We start from the raw sequence: 22,582 nt of genomic DNA, 5'->3' as shown, positions 1-22,582 counted from the left end.
ATCAGCTCTGACCTCTGACCTCTATTTTTAATCATTAATATGGTATCCTTTCATTATCCCGTGTTGTGATTTGCGAATAAACTGTAATATCTCATCGCGCTCCACAGTAGCTTCCATCTCTGCCTCGATATACTCTAAGGCGTGTGAGGTACTGAGCCGCTTTTGGAATATCACACGGTAAATATCTTGTATCTCACGTATCTTCTCAGTGCTAAAACCACGGCGGTGCAAACCAATAGAGTTCACCCCTACATACGAGAGCGGACTGCGCCCTGCCTTCACATAAGGCGGCACATCCTTGCCTACAAGCGACCCCCCTGTAACGAAGGCATAACTACCGATAGAACAAAACTGATATACAGCAGTCATCCCTGCCATCACAGCACAATCGCCCACCGTTACGTGCCCTGCAAGAGTGGTATTATTAGAGAAAATACAATTATTACCCACAATGCAATCGTGTGCAATATGCGAATATGCCATAATAAGGCAGTTATTACCCACTATGGTCTTCATACGATCGAGCGTACCCTTGTTGATGGTTGCACACTCTCTGATAGTAGTATTATCGCCAATGTGAGTGGTGGTTTCCTCGCCTTGATACTTCAAGTCCTGAGGTACCGCTGAAATGATTGCCCCTGGGAATATCTTACAGTTCTTCCCGATGCGAGCCCCTTCCATAATGGTTACATTAGGTCCTATCCAAGTGCCTTCACCGATTTCCACATTATTGCTAATAGTGGTAAACGGCTCTATTACTACATTCTCTGCAATCTTTGCCCCTGGATGGACATAAGCCAATGGTTGAATCATATATCTTTATTTTACTTTTACTATTTGAGCCATTAGTTCGGCTTCAGTTGCCAACTTGCCATTGACGTACGCATACGCCTGCATATGGCAAATCCCCCTACGGATAGGGCTTAGCAATTCTAATTTAAATATAAGTGTGTCGCCAGGCACCACAGGCACCTTAAACTTCACGTTGTCAATCTTCATAAAGTAGGTGAGATAGTTCTCTGGGTCAGGTACTGTGCTGAGTATGAGCACACCACCTGTCTGTGCCATCGCTTCTATCTGCAATACGCCAGGCATCACAGGCGAAGAAGGGAAGTGCCCTACAAAGAACGGCTCATTCATCGTTACATTCTTAGAGCCCACTACGTGCTTATCCGAGAGCTCAAAAATCTTATCTACCAAAAGGAATGGCGGACGGTGTGGCAAGAGCTTCATAATCCCGTTGATATCAATCAGTGGTGCTTGGTTCAGGTCGATAGAGGGTACATTATTTCTGCGCTCGTTCTTGATGATCTTTGAGAGCTTCTTAGCAAACTGTGTATTGGTAAAGTGCCCTGGTTTGGTAGCAATGACCTTCCCACGAATGCGTGTACCTACGAGTGCTAAGTCGCCAATCACATCGAGTAATTTATGGCGCGCAGCCTCGTTAGAGTAGTGCAGTGTGAGATTGTCGAGTACCCCATTAGGCTTTACAGAAATATGCTCTTTGTTGAACACCTTCTTGAGCTTTTCCATTGTACTCTCTGAGATCTCCTTATCCACATAAACGATCGCATTATTGAGGTCACCCCCTTTGATTAAGCCGTGATCTAAAAGCGTCTCAAGTTCGTGCAAAAAGCTAAAAGTGCGCGCAGGGGCTATCTCATTCTTAAACTCCGAAAGGTGATTCATATAGGCGTTCTGTGTGCCCAATATCTTTGTACCAAAATCCACCATAGTCGTTACTTGGTACTCCTCAGCAGGGATAAGCGTAATCTCACTGCCTGTCTCTTCATTTACATAAGTGATCACATTCTTTACGATATACTCGTCTCTGTCAGCATCCTGAGCTACAATACCCGCCACAGCAATAGCCTCTACGAAGTACTTAGAAGAGCCATCCATAATAGGCGGCTCTGAGGCATTAAGCTCAATAATCACATTGTCAAGATCCATACCTACAAGGGCTGCCAGCACGTGCTCACAAGTCTGTATCTTTACGCCTTTCTTTTCTAAGACAGTGCCACGCTCCGTATTCGACACATAATTAGCATCTGCCTCTACCACAGGGCTACCCTCCAAATCAGTGCGCACAAAGGTAAACCCATTGTCCACAGGGGCTGGTTTGAGCACCATCTTCACCTCTCTACCGGTATGCAAGCCAATGCCTTCTAATGTTATTTCCTTCGATAAGGTATTTTGCTTTACCATAATAACGTATCTATTATTTGTCTTTTAATTTCTTTTCTAATTCCTCAATGCGTTTTAGTAGGTTAGGTAGTTTCCTGAAAACCACGTATGCCTTGTTATATTCCGCATAAGGCAGTGCGGGCGAACCTTGTATTGCCTCATCATCTTTCAGATTGCGCCCTACACCTGTTTGTGCCTGTATCTTCACACGATTGCCAATCGTAAGATGCCCTACAATGCCCACTTGCCCACCAATAGTGCAATGTTCACCTATTTTAGTAGAACCTGCCACCCCTGTTTGTGCCGCAATTACAGTATTCTTGCCCACTTCCACATTATGGGCGATCTGTATCTGGTTGTCGAGCTTCACCCCCTCACGGATAATCGTCGAGCCAAGTGTAGCCCTATCCACCGTGCTGCCCGCGCCAATCTCCACATTGTCCTCAAGCACTACGTTGCCTATCTGTGGTACTTTGTTGTAAGAACCATCTTCGTTGGGGGCAAAGCCAAAACCATCAGCCCCAAGCACCACACCGCTGTGCAATGTACAACTCTTACCGATCACCGTCTCAGAATAGATTTTACAGCCTGCAAAGATAGTACTATTTTCGTCAATACGCGAATTATCGCCAATATAAGTGTTAGGATAAATCTTCACATTATCAGCAACTACCACATTTTCACCGATATACACAAAAGCACCGATATACACATTTTTACCTATTTTAGCCGTAGGAGCAATAAAAGAGGGCTGCTCTACACCTTGTTTATTGAGCTTTATTTCGTTGTAAAAAGCCAAAAGTTTTGAAAAAGCTGCATAAGCATCGTCCACACGCACCAAGGTAGCCGACACAGGATGTTCTGCCTCGAAGTCCTTACCGACTATCACCACCGATGCCGCTGTAGTGTAAATGAAATGCTTGTATTTTGGGTTCGCTAAAAAAGAAATAGAACCTTCTGTCCCTTCCTCAATTTTTGAGAGCGTAAACACCTCTTTTTCGGGGTTTCCTTCTACTTCTCCACCCAAAACATTCGCTATTTGTAATGCTGTAAATTTCATTTAATCAACTTATAATCAAAATGGTAGAAACTAGAACACTATGCGTAATTCAAGTTTTTACCTCAAAATTCCGCCCCAAAAATAGTAAAAATATTTCAAACCAAAGCAAAAAGTGAAAAATTTAACAAAAAAAACTCTAATCTCTCCTACGAATACACCATAAAGGAAGAACGAATGAACCTCCCCTCTCCTACCCTATTTAGAATTGGAAGTAAATAAATGGTTGTGCCTCACTCGAAGCGGTTGCATATACCACCCAAAAGACTAATGCAATAACCGCAGCCTTAAATATTATCGGCATTGAGTCATATAGATTTTTGAGTGAGTCGTTCATTGATTGAGGGAAGAAGTGCCAAATATATCCAAATATAATCAAGATAAATACACTTTGATACCCTTGGAAGATCACTTGCCATTGCTGTGGATTATAGGTAATATTTTGTATATTATTGATGATATTCAGTGCTATATCAAAATCCTTAGCGCGAAAGAAGATCCAACAAAAAGCAACAAAATGGAAAGTGATGAGTACAAATAACGGAGTAAATAAGCTACCAAAAAATGATTTCTTATCAGGGTCACGCTTAGGAAATAACTCTTTAAAACTCTTATGTAGCGATAATGCCAAACCGTGTAATGCACCCCAAACGATGAATCGTAGGTTAGCGCCGTGCCACAACCCACCCAATAGCATTGTGGTCATCTGGTTAAAACCGCTTCTAAGTGCTTTTTGCTTATCTGAGGCAATAACAATTGATAGAAAGAACACTGCTAAGCCTCCTAAAACAATATACAAAGGCACCATCGTGTAATTCATCATTTTCAACCCCCAAAACAGTGAAGAGGCGAAGAAGACTGTCGGAAAGAAATACCCCCAGAAGGTGCCTCGCCTATTGCCACCCACAGAGATATATAGGTAGTCCTTTAACCACGTAGAAAGCGAAATGTGCCATCTACGCCAAAATTCAGTAATATTCTCTGACTGGTAAGGTGTGCGGAAGTTAATCGGTAGCGTAAAGCCCATTAAAAGTGCTAAGCCTATTGCCATATCAGAATAGCCTGAGAAGTCACAATAAATCTGCAAAGCATAACCATACACAGCCATCAAGTTCTCAAAAGGCGTATAATTATTCGGTGCATCAAACACACGATCTACAAAATTCAGCGAAATATAATCGGAGATAACGGCTTTCTTTATCAGCCCTCCGATGATTAAGAAAAGCGCAAAAGAGGCTTCTTCTTTAGTAATGTTTATCTTCTTATAGATCTGAGGAATAAAGTCCTTTGCACGTACGATAGGTCCTGCAACTAATTGCGGAAAGAAGCAAACAAAAAAAGTAAAATCGAGAAAGGATTTTGCGGGCTCTATCTCACGCCTATACACATCAATGGTATAGCTCATTGTCTGGAAAGTATAGAAGGATATCCCAATAGGCAACACAATATCTAAAAGGGCAAAATTTGAACTGAACAGTTGATTAAAACTATCAATCAAAAAGTTAGTATACTTAAAATATCCAAGAATACCCAAATTAGTAACCATACTCGCTGCCAGATAGAACTTTCGAGCAATAGGCTTCTCACTCTTATAGATCTTCCCTGCGAAGAAGTAATCCAATGCTGATGACAGCACTAAGAGCACAAAGTAATTCCCCCCCGCTTTGTAGTAGAAAAACAGTGAGAAGAGTGTCACATAAACAGTACGGAAGTGAGCGTGCTTCTTGGTGAGAATGTACAGCAAATAAAAAGCCAAAAAGAGCCCCAAAAACAAGCTACTGTTAAATAGTAGGGGGTGATTGGGGTCGTAAGTAAACCAGCTTTTTATCTGTTCCTCACTCGGACAAAACTGCATTGCCCAGAGCTGCAAATTTTCTAAATTCAATTCAGTATGGGTTTTAAGGGCTGTTTATTCTTTCTCTTGTAGTTGAGGTAGTTACTCATAAAAGCATCGTAAAAGAGCGTCCCTTGTTCGAGGTAACCTTGGCGTGTGTAATGCACACGGTCACCCGCAATAAGGTTATGCTGTATAAAGCGATTCATCGCCTGACTTCCTCCCACAGCACGATAAAGGTCGAACACACTGTAATTATCCTTCACCGAGTTGTCGATCAAGCGGTCGGCATACTCCTCACACAGCGGATTAGGACTCTTGCGCTTATAAAGCGACGGTGGTGGCGAAGTAAGCAGTATGGGGCACTCGCCATACGTATTGCGCAAAGCATTGATGAACTTCGTAGCTTGCTCATCATAACGGTCAGCCGACATCCTGCCGAAAGTCTCGTTAGTACCAAGCGATACAATAATTAGGTCGGGCTCTAAGGCTTTTATCTGTTCAAAGAATAACTTCGACTTATTGTAATCAGAGAAGTGCGCCCCATTCACCCCTATAGCGTGATAGATAATACCGCTGTTGTTGTTCTCCAATACGATACCACTAAGTGTAAATGAGTCACTTTTACTATTAGGAGTGAGATATATCTTATCTGAAACGTTCAGCCCTTCATAAGTGTAATAACTAAAAAGTGAATTACCGCTTAGTACTTTTGCCTCTGAAAGGTCTACTCGGCGAGCTGCGGGTGCTGCTGCTACTTTTTCAGCTGTGGGAATATGCAACACCTGCCCAATACGTATATTAGCTGAACTAAGCCTATTCGCATTCTGTATTTTAGATACCGTTGTGTGGTATTTGTGTGAGATACCGTAAAGTGTTTCACCTTGTGATACTTTATGAGTAAGCATTTTCTGAACAGTTGGGCGCAATGGCGCTGCACTCACTCTTCCTACATTCCCTACATTCGTAGCCACCTCAAAGAAACGCTCGTTATTAGGAGTGATAATCTTTAAGGTGTTGAATGCGTATTTCTTATTTTTAAGATTAAGCTCAATCACAAAATTCTTATTCTTAGTAGAAAGTGAGTAGCCGCTGATACCCACTTGGTCACCTTCTCTACCAATATTCTTCTGCACTTCCCACGCAATATTCGAGCTAAAAGAAACATTATGCCCTCCATTGGTGCGTATCAACGAGTAAGGGAACACTAACCCCAAACCTGCATTGCCAAAACTCTCTTGAAAGCGTTGTCGTACTACACCCGTCATCACGTCGGCTTGTATATGCGAATCGCCGATATGTACGATATTGAGCTTCCCTTTTTTAGCAACCTCTAATGAGGCGAGCTTTTCAAAGAATGGATCTAAGGCGGTAGCATTATACACATAATTGTATTCTACGGGGGTCTCTTCCTCACCGCTATAAGCTAAACGATCATCAATAGCAGGCTCAAAAGCCTCCTTAGCGATCTTCTCTCCGTTCTCATATCTTTCCCCATTGAATGAAAAAAGACTAAATGCAGTTGTGTAATTTCCTCTCAGATAGAGCAAAACTGTAACTGCTAACAAGCCCGTTATCACTGCTCCTTTGATGTATTGTACATACTTTTTCATTGCTAAAGTTATTAGTGTTGTGTAAAATTACTTGCGTAAACTATCCTTATGTTGCTTAATAGATTCTTCCTTCGGTTTATTACTGATCGTAGCGCTTGATGTAGCTACGTTTGTCTTACTTGTTGTTGCAGGACGTGGCGCTGCGGGCACAGTGGTTCGCTGTGGGGCACTTGTCGCAGGGGCACTCGCCCTCTGAGGTACACCTGCTGGAGGTGTATTCACTCTTTGGCGTACACTCCCCGCTGGGGTGTTCACCCTTTGCGGTGCAGAGGCAGACGGAGCGCTTTCTCTGGTAGGCGTAGTCACCTGTGGCGTTGAGGTAGGCGTAGCTGTTTGTACTGCTGGCACCTCTGGGGTAACTTTCCTCTTCTTGCTCGCATTTTTATACTGATGATAATCCTCCATTAGTTGATTGTAAAGCAAGTGAGCAACCTTCTTAGCACCTCTTGCGTTAAAGTGCGTATAATCCTTTCCAGCTAATGATGGCGAGGCTTCTACCCATTGCTTCATCGAACCTTCGCCTCCCATTAACTCGTAAAGATTGATAAAGCCCGAATGGGTGTCCTTAGCATATTTGCGCTGTGCATTTGCCAAAGGCACTACTGCCTTATCTGTTTTCATCTCCATATCCACCTTGGTCGACTTATCCGCAGTGGAAATAATCAGGATCGACGTATTAGGGAAGCACGCTCTGAGTTGGTTCACCACTTTGGTCATTCCACGCTCATAGAACGAATAGTCAAGTGAGCCATAGCCCAGTACATTCGCCCCGAAGTGCAACACAATCAGGTCATAGCTCAGTGTCCTATCAAAATCACGCATCAGGTCGACATTGAACAGCGATAGCGGCAATCCTGAGTTGCCACGACTTGAAAAGTTATCGACATAAACGCCCTCTGCACTATCTGAATTCACACCGTAGATAGGTATCGAATCCGCCTTGATAAAATTCACTCGCACCATCTTCACACTGCCTTCAGCCAGCACCAAACGGTTCAGCAGCCTATCAGTAGGCATCGGTTTGACCACCTTGAGGGTATCGCCGTAGCTAATCTCCACCATTGCTGCTTTATTACCCGAAGAGCCATAATACAACGTTGGCGTATAGAGCATACTGATGTGTGGCTGGTTCGACGCCTTGTATTGCACCCAAGTACCTTTCGGATTCTGAGCAAAGAACACCTGACCACTCACCCCAAAAGGCCGCCACGGACGCTTTACATTCACATACGACTGTGTTTTCCAAGTAGGTGAATATCGATGTATCACACTTCCGCGTGACATTGCCGACTCCGATGCTATAGGCAAAAAACCAATGCCATACCCTCCAAAGGCTTCTTGAAATAGGGCGCGCAAATCCTGCACAATGAGGTCGCCATCAGTCATTGAGTCGCCGTAATAACCAATGCGTATTTTGCCTTGCTTAGTACGCTCAAGCGACTCCAACTTCTGGAAAAATGAACTCAGCCCTTGCTGCGACTCTTCTAACTTTGTTGCCTTTGCCAGCGAATCGTTCACTAATGAGTCAAGGTCTTTACCCTCCATTGTTGCCAGCATTAGGCTGTCAACCACTATGTTAGTCGTAGGCTTACTCTCTGGAAAAATACGCTTAGGCAAGAACTCTTTAAAGGCTATAAAGAGCGCAGTTGCCAATACAATTATAAAAAATGACTGCCTAAAATATGATCTTTCCACAGGAACAAAACTACGTTACATTCAGGCTGCAAAATTACAAAGAAAAAATAAACTGACAATACTTTTATAAAAAATTTTAAGTCAAGTAGGTTCAAACTGCCCACAAGGATCTCGTCTCGCCGCTATTATCCTTGCAAGGATCTCGAACACATTACGAACACATCTCGAAGGAACATCGAAGGAACACCGAACGACAGTATTACTGTAGTATTAAGTTAGTATTAGGTTAGTATTAGGTTAGTATTAGGTTAGTATTAGGTTTAGCGAAAAACTATCGAACAATCAACGAATTACAAAGCCTCTAAGAACGGCCATTTTACACACTTTGCATCCTCATAACTTCGCATTCCCTCACGATTGACCTAATAAAAACGGCATATAACACATAATCAGCGAGTTATCAAGCAGTAAAAGCCATACTTAAAACACATATTCTCCCTTATATTACATTTGTAAATATAACACATTTAAACTATTTTGTGATATTCACAACATTTAGTTGCTACCAATAAAAATAATCGTACATTTGTGGCTCAAAATGTTTAAGCAATGAAAAACATCCTACTTATGGGGCTATTACTCTCAGCCTCAACAGCTTTTGCACAGAAGTTAGCTTCAAAAGATGAACTTGAAGAACAGAAATTCGGCACCGAAACCGTTTGGCGTTTCAAAAAAAGCCAAGAACCTCTTGAGGGCAACTTTAAAGTAGCACAGGGAGAAGGTGCATACTTCGATGGCACTTTCTCCAAAGGGCGTATGAACGGCACCTTCAAATACTTCGACAAGAAGGGAGATAAAATAGCTGAAATAAGCTACAAAAATGGGGAGCAAGATGGCAAATCAATCTTCTATGAAAATGGCAAAGTGGAGCAAGAACACTCCTACCGTGCAGGCAAACTCAATGGCGAGCAGAAACGTTTTGATGAAAAAGGGAAGCTCGTTGATTTAAGCACTTATAAAGACGGCAAGAAGGACGGTAAATTCTGGAAAAAGAAAACTTACCGCACTCGTGAAGGTGAAATTGATGGTTTTAAAGAAGAGTTTTACAAAGATGACAAGCCTTTTGGCAAATGGATCGAGAAAGCTAACAACAATATGGTGCACATTGAGTACGACTATAAGGATGAAGGCACTTACACCCGCGTAGAATACTGGGATAATGGCAAAAAGGAAAGCGAAAAGTCCTATAAAGATCATAAAGAACACGGCAGCCATAAACGCTACGACAAGTACAGCGGCAACTTAGAAAGAGAGAATATTTACGACAACGGTGTACGCACTTGCGAAAAACGCTTCTCTACCCGCAATGGTAAGCAGACTTATGAAATGAACTACAAAAATGGACAACGCAACGGACACCATTTCTCAAAATATGAACCTGGATTTACCGATGAAGAAGGCGACTATAAGGATGGCTACAAAGATGGCTTGTGGAAAACCTATTACCGCAATGGCAATCTTGAGAGTGAGACTCGCTACGCTATAGGGCAGCGTGAAGGTCCTTATAAAGAGTACAGCGAGGAAGGCAACGTAACGATTGAAGGTAACTTCAAAAACGATCAGATGGACGGTATTTGGAAGTACTACGAAGCAAAAAAACTCGTACAAGATAAAATCTACAAAATGGGTGACTTAGTAAAAAGCACACGCTACAACGAGAATCGCTAATCATCATTCCTTCAAATACAAAATGGACTATCTGAGAAAGCAAAACTCAGAGAGTCCATTATATTTTAAAGTTAATCCCTAAAATTCACCTTAGTATGTTATTATTCAGGCACAGCGTCTAAGAAGTCAAAGCGTACCAACCCATCGGTATCTATCTTGGTGAGGCGTACGCGGTGTAAAGTGTTTACCAGCATTGGGTTCCAAGGGGCTTTTACTTTCACGTAGTTCTCCGTAAAGCCGTGTATATAGCCTTGCTTATTGTCGCTCTCAAAGAGCACCGTGCGCTCCTTACCCAGCTGGCTCTCATAGAAGGCATTGCGCTTCTTAGCCGAAAGCCCACGGAGCATCTTGCTGCGTTTGGCGCGTACCACATCAGGCACTACGCCACCCATTAGCACCGCCTCCGTATTGTCACGCTCCGAATAGGTAAATACGTGTAAGTAAGAGATATCCAGCTCATTGAGAAAGTGATATGTCTCCAAGAAGTGCTCATCTGTCTCGCTAGGGAAGCCTACAATCACATCTACCCCTATACAAGCATCGGGCATCACCGAGCGTATCTTCGCTATTCTACTGCTGTAAAGCTCCCGCAGATAGCGGCGTTTCATCTTCTTAAGGATATCATTGCTACCACTCTGCAAAGGAATGTGAAAGTGCGGCACAAAGGCTTTGGACTGTGCTATGAAGTCAATCGTTTCGTCCTTCAAGAGATTAGGTTCTATGGAGGAGATACGCAAGCGTGCAATGCCCTCTACCTCATCTAACGCCTGCACGAGTTCTAAGAACGTATGCTCGTGCTTCTTATTGCCAAACTCACCCTTGCCATAGTCGCCGATATTCACCCCTGTGAGTACAATCTCTTTGATGTCTTGCGCCGCTATTTTCTTAGCATTGGCAAGGATATTCTCAATCGTATCACTGCGCGAGATACCCCGCGCCATTGGGATAGTGCAATAAGTGCACTTGTAGTCGCAACCGTCCTGCACCTTCAGGAAAGCTCGCGTACGATCGCCTAACGAGTAGCTGCCCACGTAGAAGTCTGTTTCGGCAATCTCGCAAGAGTGTACGATGCCCTCGTTGTTCTTCGTCAGGTCGTCTATGTATTGGGTGATGTTAAACTTCTCCTTAGCCCCCAGCACGAGGTCTACCCCGTCTACTTGGGCAAGTTCCTCCGGCTTCAGTTGCGCATAGCAACCCACCGCTGCCACAAATGCCTTGTCGTTTACCTTGAGGGCTTTGCGCACGATCTGCTTAAACTGCTTATCGGCATTATCGGTTACCGAGCAGGTGTTGATGACATAAATATCCGCAGGGTCTTCAAAATCAACCCTAATATAGCCCTCTTCCTCAAAGCTCCGCGCAATGGTGGAAGTCTCTGAGAAGTTCAGCTTACAGCCGAGGGTGTAAAAGGCAACCCTCTTTTTATCAATAGTCGAAAGCATTCTTTTAGTGATTAGTGATTAGTGATTAGGGGTTAGTGATTAGTTAGGGGCAGCAAAAGTACAAATAAAAAGATAAATAGCCCCTATTTACGCTATAAAAAATCATTCTCTGTAAAGTAACGCACGATAGCTTCCTGCATCAGAAGTGTTTGCTGTTCAGGGCTTAGAGCGGGTAGAGGTGTAGCGATAGTATAGTGAGGCCAGCCCTCTTCGTCGGTATGCGCGTACTGATAATACCCATAAGGCTCTAAGAGGCGACATACGGCAATGTGCATCAAGTTCACCTTCTCGTCCTTGTAATAGCGGCGAACGCCCTGCCCGAGCTCCTGTACCCCAATGAGATAAAGGATACCATCAAGGTTAATGCGCTCTCCTTCTGCAAATATCGCTGAGAGCTTCCCCACTAAAGTCTCCCAGCGCAGTTGTAAGTTTTCTTCTTTATTCATACAAATTATTACTCCTCTTCATAGTCAGGTATAGGCATATCGCCATACATAGCACCATCCATCTTCTTGTGTGTGCGGGCATAACCCTTATCTATACGGCGGAGCTCGTTGTTGGCTAATATCTTTGTATAGCCTGCTATATCTTGATTTGCAAGGGCTTTTTTAAGCCAGAAGATAGCTTTCTTTCGGTTCTGCAACTGCAAGTAGAGCATTCCTGTTTTGTACTGTGCCTCGCTATCACCATACTGAGCTGCCTTTTCATACCATTTCTTAGCAGCTCCTTGGTTGTTGAGCTTATTGTCATACATCTGGGCAAGCTCATAAGCTGCCTTTGCATCACCGTCTTTTACCTTTGCTTCTTGTTGTTTTACAGCTTTCTTAAAGAGTTGCTGACTTTGGCTATTGTAATACAATGCCAATAGATACATAGCCTTAGCATCATTCTTTTCAGACTGGGCATTGGCACGCTTTAAGAAGCGTTTAGTCCACTGGTGTGCCTTTTTCTCATTCTTAATATGAGTGCTGTATATGTCAATGAGCTTAAACTGAGCGTCAAGCTGCCCTTTTTCTGCTGCTTTTTTATACCATTTAAAAGCCTCTTTGTAATTAAGTTCGGTACCCCGCCCCTTGTCATAGCGGTCAGCTACCTCGTATTGGGCTTGGGCATCGCCTTTTTGAGCCTTCTTCAAAAGGGTTTCAAAAGGCGTTTCTTGTGCTTGTAGATAGCACGAAATCACGATTGTAAGTAGGAATAAAACTTTCTTCATCACTTGCGTATTAAATTAGTATTCATTGCTTAAAACACACTTAGGCTTCCCTAAGAGAGGGCAAAGGTACAAAAATATTTCATAAAAGCACTTTTCTTAGAGATTATTTACAAAAAAAAGACGTAATGGGGTAGTTTGCTCAATGAAAGAAAATAAGTTTTTAAGTAGGGCTTTTCCGTTATTGATCCGTTATCGGTTCGATAAGATTAGGAGATGGCATTGACCTTAGTATGAAAATATTTCACCTATTATTATAGTATACCCCAAGAGAGCTATTTGAGGGGTATGTAATGAATTTTATACCAAATTTATGTAAAAGTACGTACGTTATTACGAAAATTATTTTAGGGTTATTAATTGATTTACTATAACTTAAAAAAAACATCACAAAAAAAGTGTTAAATTTATTTTGCCAATTGAAAAAATCGTCGTAATTTTACGCCGCAAAAAATTAAAAGGAACAATGTCAATTAAGAAAGTAGCAGTACTTACTTCAGGGGGAGACGCCCCTGGTATGAACGCCGCTATCCGTGCAGTGGTGCGCACGTGTGCTTACCACAAGGTGGGAGTTGTAGGCGTGTATCGCGGCTATCAGGGAATGATAGAAGGCGATTTTGAAGAGATGAACGCACGCAGCGTTCGCGATATTATTAACAGAGGGGGAACAATCCTCAAATCAGCGCGCTCCAAGGACTTTAGGACGCCTGAAGGTCGTAAGGTGGCTTACGAAAACTTGAAAAAAGCGGGTGTAGATGCGCTGGTGGTCATCGGGGGTGATGGTTCTTTCACGGGGGCACTGCTCTTCAACAAAGAGTTCGGATTCCCTGTGATCGGTATTCCAGGGACGATCGACAACGACATCTACGGTAGCGATTTTACTTTGGGCTACGACACCGCACTCAACACAGTGATTGAGGCAATCGACAAGATTAGAGATACAGCAAGCTCGCACAACCGCCTTTTCTTTATCGAAGTGATGGGGCGCGATGCGGGGCACATCGCACTGAACTCGGGTGTGGGCGCAGGTGCTGAGGAAATATTGATACCTGAGGAAAACATCGGGCTGAAGCACTTGTTGGAGTCGCTTGAGAAGAGCCGCAAGGCAGGAAAGACTTCAAGCCTTGTAGTAGTAGCCGAAGGTGATAAGATCGGCAAGAATGTATTCGAATTGAAAGAATACGTAGAAGAAAATCACCCTGATTACGACGTACGCGTATCGGTGCTCGGACATATGCAGCGTGGGGGTGCCCCAAGTTGCTTCGACCGTGTGCTGGCGAGCCGTATGGGCGTGAAAGCTGTGGAGTCGCTCTTAGAGGGCAAGTCAAACTATATGGTGGGTATCCGCAACCAGAAGATGGAACTTACTCCTCTTGAAAAAGCCATCAAAGGCAGCACTGCGGTAGACCCTGAACTGCTGAGGGTTGCTGAAATTATGGCAACTTAGGCAGTGTATAGTGCACAGTGTATAGTGTACAGTTAAATAATAATCAAATAATAATTAAATAAATAATAAAATTATGTCAGTATTAAAAATTGGAATTAACGGATTTGGACGCATTGGTCGTTTGGTGTTCCGTGCAGCTTATGAAAGACAAGATGTAGAAATCGTTGGTATCAACGACTTGCTCGATGTAGATTACATCGCTTACTTATTGAAATACGATTCAGTACACGGCAGATTTAAAGGCAAAGTAGAGGTAAAAGACGGTCATTTGGTGGTTGACGGCAAAACCGTACGTATCACTGCTGAGAAAGACCCTAACAACCTTAAGTGGAACGAAATCGGGGCAACCGTAGTGGCTGAATGTACAGGTATCTTCACTACCCTTGAGAAAGCGCAAGCACACATCAACGCGGGTGCTAAGAAGGTAGTTATTTCAGCACCATCAGCTGATGCGCCTATGTTCGTAATGGGGGTAAACCACAAGAGTGCAAAGGCAAGCGACACCATCGTATCTAACGCATCTTGCACCACAAACTGCTTGGCACCCGTTGCAAAAGTGCTTCACGACAACTTCGGCATCGAAGAAGCATTGATGACAACCGTACACGCTACTACCGCTACACAGCTTACTGTGGACGGTCCTTCAAAGAAAGACTGGAGAGGTGGTCGTTCAGCCTTGAACAACATCATTCCATCTACAACAGGGGCAGCTAAGGCAGTAGGTAAGGTAATCCCTGAGCTCAACGGCAAACTCACAGGTATGGCATTCCGCGTACCAACTGCGGACGTATCAGTAGTAGACCTTACTTTCCGCACTAAGAAAGCCACTACATTAGACGCAATCAACGCTGCAATGAAAAAGGCTTCAGAGGGCGAATTGAAAGGTATTTTAGGCTACACTGACGAGCTGGTGGTATCACAAGACTTCGTAGGTTGCAAAAACACCTCTACTTTTGATGCAAAAGCAGGTATTGGACTTAGCGAGAACTTCTTCAAGGTAGTATCTTGGTACGATAATGAAGTAGGCTATTCAAACAAGTTGGTTGATTTGGCTCAACATATCGCGAGCTTATAGTCAGTAGAAGAATAGAAAGTAGAAAAGTAGAAAAAGAGGAAAACAACAAGGAATACACAAACATATATCATCCTAATTTTCCCTTTTTCTACTTTTCTTTTTTTCTAATTTACAAATATTAAAACTAAAACAATATGATATTAATTATTGACAGTGGCGCTACCAAGGCAGACTGGACAGCCTTGAATAGCAAAGGAGAGAAATTATTCTTCACCCAAACATTGGGGCTAAGCCCTGAGGTGCTCACCGAAGAAATCTTCGTAGAACGTATCACCACTAACTACCAGCTCTTCGAAAACCGCAATGCCATCGCTGAGGTTTACTTCTACGGAGCAGGTTGCGGCACCGAGCGCGCGCGTTTGTTCGCACAACGCTGCCTTACAACCATCTTCAAGAATGCGAAGATCGAAGTTAAGGAAGATACGTTTGCAGCCGTATTCGCAACTACCAAACCGGAGGACAAAGCCATCGTCTGCATTATGGGGACAGGCTCTAACTGCTCCTATTGGAATGGTAAAGAACTCGAACAAGCCGTTGACTCATTAGGTTACATCCTTATGGACGAATCAAGTGGCAACTACTATGGCAAACGCCTGATCATCGATTACTTCTTCAAGCGTATGCCTGCCGAACTATGCGCTAAGTTCGAGAGCCAGTACGAACTCAACTCCGATACCGTGAAAAACCATCTCTACAAGATGCCTAACCCCAACAGCTACTTAGCCAGCTTTGCAAAGTTCATCGTTGAGAACAAAAACCACGAATACTGCCGAGCATTGGTAAAACGCGGGATGCAGCTCTTCGTCGACCACTGGATTTCACAGTACGAAGCCCGTTACGAAGTGCCTATCAACTTCGTAGGAAGCATCGCATTCTTCCTTCAAGACATCTTGGAAGAAGTGCTCACCGAAAACAACCTGAAAATAGGCACCGTACTGCGCAAGCCAATCGACGGATTGGTCGCTTTCCACGTAAACAAGTATTTCCAATAGAAATCATCTTCAAAACAAAAGGCTCTCAATCGAGAGCCTTTATTTTTTAAAACAATCCGTATAATAAACCATCTACTTTGTTGATAATATCACCCAAATCCTCAGGATTATCCACGAAATTGATATGATCAACATCAATAATGAGCAACTTACCCTTGTCGTACTCCTTAATCCACTTCTCGTAACGCTCATTAAGGCGGTTGAGATAGTCGATAGAGATCGAATTCTCATACTCACGCCCGCGTTTTTGGATCTGATTCACCAAATTAGGCACCGAACTGCGCAGATATATCAACAAATCCGGCGGCAGCACCAAACGCTCCATCAGCGTGAAGAGCGAGCGATAATTCTCAAAATCGCGCCCCGTCATTAGCCCCATTTCGTGCAAGTTCGGCGCAAAAATATGCGCATCCTCGTAAATGGTACGGTCTTGGATAATATCATTGCCACGTTCGCGAAAATCCAATATCTGGCGGAACCGACTGTTAAGAAAATAGATCTGCAAGTTAAAACTCCAACGCTCCATCTGGTGGTAAAAGTCGTCCAAGTACGGATTATCCACCACATCCTCGTAATGCGCCTCCCAATGGTAATGCTTTGCCAAAAGCGAGGTAAGCGTCGTCTTGCCTGCACCTATATTTCCTGCAATGGCTATGTGCATTTGCTTATTTATTAATAGTTATCACACTTTCAGCCTCGCCGCGCAAGCATTTAATCATCGAAGTATTCTTAATCTCCTGAATAACGAACGAACTCTGGATATTGGCGATAATTTCCAGCTTAGAAATCTTGTGAACCACAAAATTCTGGTATTCATCCATATCGTTGAGCACCAATTTCAGCAAGAAATCATAAGCCCCCGCCATATAAGAAGCCTCAAGCACCTCGTCGAGCGTTTTGATATAATTCTCAAACTCCTCAAACAACTCACCTTGGTGTCGAAGCAACTTCACTTGGCAGTAAGCCACCAACTTTTTGCCTATTTCCTTCCCGTTGATCACCGCAACATACTTCTCGATGACGCCCAGCGACTCCAATTTCTTGATGCGCTCGTGCACAGGAGTGATCGACAGGTTTACTTTCTCCGCTAACTTCTTGATAGATTGTTTACTATCCTGTTGTAGCTCGTCTAATAACATCAAATCAATGTGGTCTAATGTGTACATAACTTTATCTATTTAGTGGGGGTAAAATTAGTAATATTTTTTTAAACAGCCGCCAAAAAAACACATTTTTTTTGCATTATTTTCTGAAACCTTTGTTAATCAACGATATATAAACTTCTTTTAATATAACTATCTCTCGAAAAAGTATTATTTTAATCTTAATATTCTGGCAAAAATATTGCTAATTTATTAGAGAAAGTCTTTCTCAAAATATCAATACAAAAAAGTAGATAGCAAACCTATTTTAGTAAGATTTACTTTGATAACAGTCCTTTTAAAATTCATATTTTAAGCCATCAAAAAAGTTTTCCAAAGATATTTTTGTTCATCTCGGCGAAAAGTACTACTTTTGTCGCCTATTTTAGTATTAAAAGTTTTAGAAAATGAATGATATAGATTACAGATTCATACACAATGATTTTAAAATCAACGGATTTTCTATTAATAAGAACCGTATGATTATCTTAGCCTCCGCGTATATCAAAGATGGCGAGCCTTACCGTGTGTCGGTAGGCAAATTCTTGCTCGATTGGTTGGACAACAACGATTATATCGAGGCCACAACATCTGGTTCGACAGGCATCCCAAAGGTTATCCACCTAAAGAAGCAGAATATGGTCAATTCAGCGCTTGCTACGGGTCATTTTTTGCATTTACACCCCAAGGATACGGCGTTGTTGTGCCTTCCTGCGGACTTTATCGCTGGTAAGATGATGATTATCCGCTCTATTGTGCTCGGTTTGAACTTAGATATCGTACAACCGTCGTCAATGCCGCTTGCTTTGACGCATAAGGATTACGATTTCTCGGCGATGATCCCTTTGCAAGCCTCAAAATCGCTGTACGACTTGCATCGCATTAAGAAACTCATCCTCGGCGGGGCGTCAATCGACGGTGAGCTAGAGGCTAAGTTGCAAAGCGTGCCTACGGAGATCTATTCTTCTTACGGGATGACTGAAACGATCTCGCACATTGCGATGCGCAGAGTTAATCACAGCACTCACCACGAAAGTACTTACAAGGCGATGCCTAACGTTACCTTTTCACAAGACGATCGACACTGCTTGGTGATTGATGCGCCGCTTATCGCGGATCACAAAGTGGTTACCAATGATATGGTCAAGCTCCTCTCCCCTACCGAGTTTGAGTGGTTGGGTAGATACGACAATATCATCAATTCGGGCGGCTTTAAAGTATTCCCTGAGAGCGTGGAGTGCAAGCTAAAGAAGTATATCAAGGGTGATTACTTCATCACCAAGGAGCCCGACAACGAGCTGGGGCAGCGCGCTGTGCTTTACGTTGAAGGCAAGGAAGAGGATTATGCCACCTTGTCGCACGATTTGTATATGGATAAGGATATCTTAAAGTACGAAGTGCCCCGCAAGATATATTTCGTCCCTGAGTTTGTTTACACAGACAATCAGAAGATAAAGCGTGAAGATACGGTAAAGAAATACGCTAAATAATGAAGTTAAAGAAGTTTATTCCTTTTATATTGCCTTACAAAAGGTACGCAGGCTTGAATATTTTTTTTAATATTCTCTACTCACTTTTTAGTGCCCTATCATTTGTGGCGCTGATCCCGATGTTGGATGTTCTCTTTGGCAAAGCTGAGCGGCTAACCACTGCGCCGGTGTATTCTGGCAGTGTGTTTGACTTAGGCACTTATGGCAAGGCGTACTTGAACTATAAAGTAACGGCGTATGCGGGCGAAAGCGGTTCAATGGCGCTGGGCTTGGTCATTGCATTGGTATTGTCGCTGTTTTTGATGAAGAATTTGTTCAGTTATCTGGCGTCTTTTTTCATTACATATCTTAGAAATGGTGTTCTGAGGGATTTGCGCAATGCGCTCTACAACAAGATTGTGCGTATGCCACTTGCCTTTTTCTCTGAACAGCGAAAGGGCGACATAATGTCGCGTATGGTGGGCGATGTCAATGAGGTGCAATACTCATTGCTATCGGGTTTGGAGACTTTCATACGCGAGCCACTGACGATTATTTTCTCTATTTTGGTGATGCTGGGCATCAGTTGGCAATTGACGTTATTTACCTTTATTTTTATTCCGATTGCGGCAGTTGTCATCTCTAAGATTGGTAAATCACTCAAAAAGCATTCTACGAAGGTGCAACAAGAGCAGGGAAAGTTTCTCTCATTGATAGAGGAAACGGTGGGGGGTTTGCGTGTAGTGAAGGCATTCAATGCGGAGGGTATTTTTGCTAAGAAGTTCAATGAGTCGAGTAATCTTTTTAGCCGTATGAGCAATGGGTTGATGAATCGCCAGAACCTTGCCTCCCCTACCAGCGAGTTCCTTGGGATATTAATGATTGCGGTGCTTTTATGGTTTGGGGGTATGTTGGTATTAGACAGTAAAACGCTTGATGGCACGCAGTTTATAGCCTTTATGGGCTTGGCATATAACATTCTAACGCCTGCCAAAGCTATCAGCAAGGCATCGTATGATATGCGTAAAGGCAATGCTTCGGCTGAGCGTATCCTTGAGATTCTCGAATATGACAATCCTATTAAGGAAAAGGCTGATGCGGTAGCGATTTCTGATTTTAAGGAGCTTATTTCTCTAAGGCATATCACTTTCAGGTATGACAAGCAGGATGTGCTTACAGACTTTTCACTTGATATACCCAAAGGGAAAACGGTTGCGCTGGTGGGGCAGTCGGGTAGTGGGAAGAGCACGATTGCCAATCTGCTCACGCGCTTCTACGATGTGAATGAGGGAGCAGTGCTCATCGATGGGGTAGATATTCGGGATATGAAAACGAGCAGTTTACGCGCTCTTATCGGTGTAGTTTCGCAGGATTCGATACTTTTTAACGATACGGTGCGCAACAATCTATTGATAGGCAATCCGCAGGCAAGTGCTGAGGAAATCACAGAGGCGGCAAAGGTGGCTAATGCGCTTGAATTTATTGAGAATCTGCCGAGAGGTTTTGAGGCAAATATCGGTGATGGGGGCAGTAAGCTCAGTGGCGGACAAAAACAGCGTTTGAGCATTGCCCGAGCGGTATTGAAGAATCCACCAATAATGATTTTGGATGAAGCAACCTCTGCACTCGATACCGAAAGCGAACGATTGGTGCAAGATGCGCTCGAAAAGATGATGAAAAACCGCACTTCGATTGTCATTGCCCACCGCCTTTCAACCATACAGAATGCTGACCTTATCGTGGTGATGCAGAAGGGCAAAATAGTGGAACAGGGCACCCATATAGAGCTACTACAGCGTGGCGGAATGTATAAGAAACTCGTTGAAATGCAATCGTTTGAGTCGTAAAACCTACGAACCGCTCTCATAAACCTCCGAAGGGTTAAAGTGATCCTTCGGAGGATTTTTTTAATCATACGGATGAGTAATTTAATGCTCCAGATGATTAATTTAATGCTTCGGAGGGGTAATTTAAGGGTTCAGACCATTAATTTAATGGTTCAGATGAGTAATTTAAAGGTTCGAACCATTAATTTAATCATAAATATGAGTAATTTAATCATACGGATGAGTAATTTAATCATAAATATGATTGATTTAATGCTCCAGACCATTAATTTAATCATACGGATGAGTGATTTAAAGGTTCAGATGAGTGATTTAAGGGTTCAGACCATTAATTTAATGATAAATATGAGTAAATTAAACCTTTGAAGGATTAATTTAATGGTTTATATCATTAAATTAAACATAAATATGATTGATTTAATGCTCCAGACCAGTAATTTAATGGTTCGAAGCAGTCATTTAATGCTTCAGACCATTAATTTAATGATAAATATGAGTAATTTAATGCTTCGGAGCGGTCGCGGACTCATAATTATGAGTAAATCACTCATATTTATCACTCGCGCTGTGATAATTATTATTAAACGACTGATAAATATGATTGACTTACTTATATTTAGCATAAATCGTTAAATAATTATCATTAAAAAACTCATTTTATTGCTAAAATCACAAAAACAGCCCCTTCAATGAAGCCTTAAAAGCATTCGTTGAAGCCTAAAAACCGTTAAAATAATGATACGAAACCTTATTTTTACCCTTTTGAGCACTCTTTGGAGTCTCAACAGCTTTGCCAATATGGGTCAACCTTATACCGATGGCAACGATACCTCTGTCATCTTCGGAAGTAGGGATTGTTCAGTGGATAAAGAGCATATTTTGATTGAATTTACCCCTTATAAAAACCCTATTTACCCTGAAAGTAACGTAAAATGGATAGCAAAATACGAAATTACCTATCATATTACCTCCGAAAAGGATGGAAAACTGCCTTTGCTCTTCATCGCAAGCGATTATAACCCCGAAATGATAACTAAAATCATTGCAAATGGGAAAAATATCCCTTTTAATACCTTTAATAAGGATAATTTGAGTGAATTTCCCTTTCTAAAAACGCACGACAGTCTCCCAGGAGTGGATATAGACTTCAACGGTGATGGAATGGCGCGTTATTCAGTGAGCCCAGAGGAACTTATATACTTCTCGGTCGATCTCAATAAGGGTGAGAACGTCGTTTATGTAGAATATAATGCTTTTTTTAGCGAAAATGTACGTGGTTTTGGTCAAAAATACGATCTGAGATACAATCTATACCCTTCACAATTCTGGAAGAGCTTCGGAGAAATACAAATAGAGGTAAAAATGCCCAAAGATATTACATTTTTTCCCAACGGAAGCTATAATATTACCGATGTGAGCGTTAAAAATAACATTTTGAGGTGTAAAACAAACATTTCAGAGGAAGCATTTGTGCTTTTCTTTGAAAAAAAATACACTTGGTGGCAAGAAGCATTGACTTATATAGGTCCGTTTGGCTATGCAGTGATAGCAGCGCTGATCGTGATGTATTTTCAGGCGCGATGGTTGATAAAAAAACACTCTTACTGGGTGTTATGGCTCGGAAGTTTGGTTGCGATGGTGGTGCATTACTTCGCTTTTCTCTATGCTCACGATCTGATACACTTCATTTTAGACGACGGAGGCAAAGGAGACGGCTACGCGGTGCTGTATTTCATTTTCCTACCAATCGCTCTGGGCATCTATATGGCTATACTGCTAAGTATCGTGTATTATATACGAGGAAAGCGAATAATGAAGGGCATTCGATAGGTTCGAAGACTTTTATTTAACAAAAATATACCAGTGCCAACGAAAATATAATTCACTTATTAACAATGGGTTAT

18 protein-coding genes are annotated in these 22,582 nt (G+C 42.5%); 7 read left to right on the top strand and 11 right to left on the bottom strand.

Annotated elements, in window-relative coordinates:
- Positions 1-27: 27 nt before the first annotated feature.
- From lpxA to AXF12_RS05480, 6 genes are all read right to left on the bottom strand, one after another.
- Positions 28-813: an acyl-ACP--UDP-N-acetylglucosamine O-acyltransferase gene (gene lpxA, locus AXF12_RS05505; RefSeq protein WP_066429039.1), complete on the bottom strand. Its 786-nt coding sequence runs from the start codon at positions 811-813 to the stop codon at positions 28-30.
- A gap of 6 nt (positions 814-819) precedes the next feature.
- On the bottom strand, positions 820-2,208 hold the full coding sequence (locus tag AXF12_RS05500) for a bifunctional UDP-3-O-[3-hydroxymyristoyl] N-acetylglucosamine deacetylase/3-hydroxyacyl-ACP dehydratase (protein WP_066429038.1): 1,389 nt from the start codon (positions 2,206-2,208) through the stop codon (positions 820-822).
- A 13-nt stretch (positions 2,209-2,221) separates the two neighbouring features.
- Positions 2,222-3,247 (bottom strand): UDP-3-O-(3-hydroxymyristoyl)glucosamine N-acyltransferase, encoded by a 1,026-nt coding sequence (lpxD, locus tag AXF12_RS05495; protein WP_066429036.1) that lies wholly within the window; start codon positions 3,245-3,247, stop codon positions 2,222-2,224.
- Positions 3,248-3,446: 199 nt separating this feature from the next.
- Positions 3,447-5,099 carry an MBOAT family O-acyltransferase gene (locus AXF12_RS05490; RefSeq protein WP_066429034.1) on the bottom strand — a complete coding sequence of 551 codons (1,653 nt, stop codon included), beginning with the start codon at positions 5,097-5,099 and terminating at the stop codon, positions 3,447-3,449.
- Between the two features lie 26 nt (positions 5,100-5,125).
- On the bottom strand, positions 5,126-6,691 hold the full coding sequence (locus AXF12_RS05485) for a LysM peptidoglycan-binding domain-containing protein (RefSeq protein WP_066429032.1): 1,566 nt from the start codon (positions 6,689-6,691) through the stop codon (positions 5,126-5,128).
- Between the two features lie 27 nt (positions 6,692-6,718).
- Positions 6,719-8,248, bottom strand: a complete 1,530-nt coding sequence (locus AXF12_RS05480; RefSeq protein WP_394336594.1) for a GDSL-type esterase/lipase family protein — start codon at positions 8,246-8,248, stop codon at positions 6,719-6,721.
- 687 nt (positions 8,249-8,935) lie between these two features.
- On the opposite strand from AXF12_RS05480, the gene AXF12_RS05475 reads away from it, so the two are divergent.
- Positions 8,936-10,054, top strand: a complete 1,119-nt coding sequence (locus tag AXF12_RS05475) for a toxin-antitoxin system YwqK family antitoxin (protein WP_066429028.1) — start codon at positions 8,936-8,938, stop codon at positions 10,052-10,054.
- Positions 10,055-10,155: 101 nt separating this feature from the next.
- Here the strand turns inward: AXF12_RS05475 and mtaB are convergent, their stop codons facing one another.
- The 3 genes from mtaB to AXF12_RS05460 all read right to left on the bottom strand — a co-directional run bounded on the left by mtaB (position 10,156) and on the right by AXF12_RS05460 (position 12,709).
- Positions 10,156-11,496, bottom strand: coding sequence for a tRNA (N(6)-L-threonylcarbamoyladenosine(37)-C(2))-methylthiotransferase MtaB (gene mtaB, locus AXF12_RS05470; protein WP_066429026.1), 1,341 nt, complete (start codon positions 11,494-11,496; stop codon positions 10,156-10,158).
- Between the two features lie 92 nt (positions 11,497-11,588).
- Positions 11,589-11,942, bottom strand: coding sequence for a hypothetical protein (locus AXF12_RS05465; protein WP_066429024.1), 354 nt, complete (start codon positions 11,940-11,942; stop codon positions 11,589-11,591).
- 8 nt (positions 11,943-11,950) lie between these two features.
- On the bottom strand, positions 11,951-12,709 hold the full coding sequence (locus AXF12_RS05460) for a tetratricopeptide repeat protein (protein WP_066429022.1): 759 nt from the start codon (positions 12,707-12,709) through the stop codon (positions 11,951-11,953).
- 463 nt (positions 12,710-13,172) lie between these two features.
- On the opposite strand from AXF12_RS05460, the gene pfkA reads away from it, so the two are divergent.
- From pfkA to AXF12_RS05445, 3 genes are all read left to right on the top strand, one after another.
- Positions 13,173-14,153 carry a 6-phosphofructokinase gene (gene pfkA / locus AXF12_RS05455; RefSeq protein WP_066429020.1) on the top strand — a complete coding sequence of 327 codons (981 nt, stop codon included), beginning with the start codon at positions 13,173-13,175 and terminating at the stop codon, positions 14,151-14,153.
- Positions 14,154-14,226: 73 nt separating this feature from the next.
- Positions 14,227-15,228, top strand: a complete 1,002-nt coding sequence (gene gap, locus AXF12_RS05450) for a type I glyceraldehyde-3-phosphate dehydrogenase (RefSeq protein ID WP_066429018.1) — start codon at positions 14,227-14,229, stop codon at positions 15,226-15,228.
- A gap of 134 nt (positions 15,229-15,362) precedes the next feature.
- Positions 15,363-16,220, top strand: coding sequence for an N-acetylglucosamine kinase (locus tag AXF12_RS05445; protein WP_066429016.1), 858 nt, complete (start codon positions 15,363-15,365; stop codon positions 16,218-16,220).
- A gap of 46 nt (positions 16,221-16,266) precedes the next feature.
- On the opposite strand, the gene AXF12_RS05440 is transcribed toward AXF12_RS05445, so the two are convergent.
- Complete coding sequence (locus AXF12_RS05440; protein ID WP_066429014.1) at positions 16,267-16,881, bottom strand: deoxynucleoside kinase; 615 nt, start codon at positions 16,879-16,881, stop codon at positions 16,267-16,269.
- A 4-nt stretch (positions 16,882-16,885) separates the two neighbouring features.
- Complete coding sequence (locus AXF12_RS05435) at positions 16,886-17,386, bottom strand: Lrp/AsnC family transcriptional regulator (protein WP_066429012.1); 501 nt, start codon at positions 17,384-17,386, stop codon at positions 16,886-16,888.
- Between the two features lie 383 nt (positions 17,387-17,769).
- Between AXF12_RS05435 and AXF12_RS05430 the strand changes: the two genes are divergently transcribed.
- The 3 genes from AXF12_RS05430 to AXF12_RS05410 all read left to right on the top strand — a co-directional run bounded on the left by AXF12_RS05430 (position 17,770) and on the right by AXF12_RS05410 (position 22,508).
- A complete protein-coding gene (locus AXF12_RS05430) occupies positions 17,770-18,852 on the top strand; it encodes an AMP-binding protein (RefSeq protein ID WP_066429011.1) in 1,083 nt (360 codons plus the stop codon).
- Positions 18,852-20,678, top strand: a complete 1,827-nt coding sequence (locus AXF12_RS05425) for an ABC transporter ATP-binding protein (RefSeq protein ID WP_066429010.1) — start codon at positions 18,852-18,854, stop codon at positions 20,676-20,678. Before AXF12_RS05430 ends, AXF12_RS05425 begins: the two co-directional genes overlap by 1 nt.
- Before the next feature lie 735 nt (positions 20,679-21,413).
- Positions 21,414-22,508 (top strand): hypothetical protein, encoded by a 1,095-nt coding sequence (locus AXF12_RS05410; RefSeq protein ID WP_143325065.1) that lies wholly within the window; start codon positions 21,414-21,416, stop codon positions 22,506-22,508.
- Positions 22,509-22,582: the final 74 nt, after the last annotated feature.

Origin of the sequence: Capnocytophaga haemolytica, assembly GCF_001553545.1 — a bacterium.
GTDB classification, from domain to species: domain Bacteria; phylum Bacteroidota; class Bacteroidia; order Flavobacteriales; family Flavobacteriaceae; genus Capnocytophaga; species Capnocytophaga haemolytica.
This window is presented reverse-complemented; position numbering and strand designations above follow the sequence as displayed.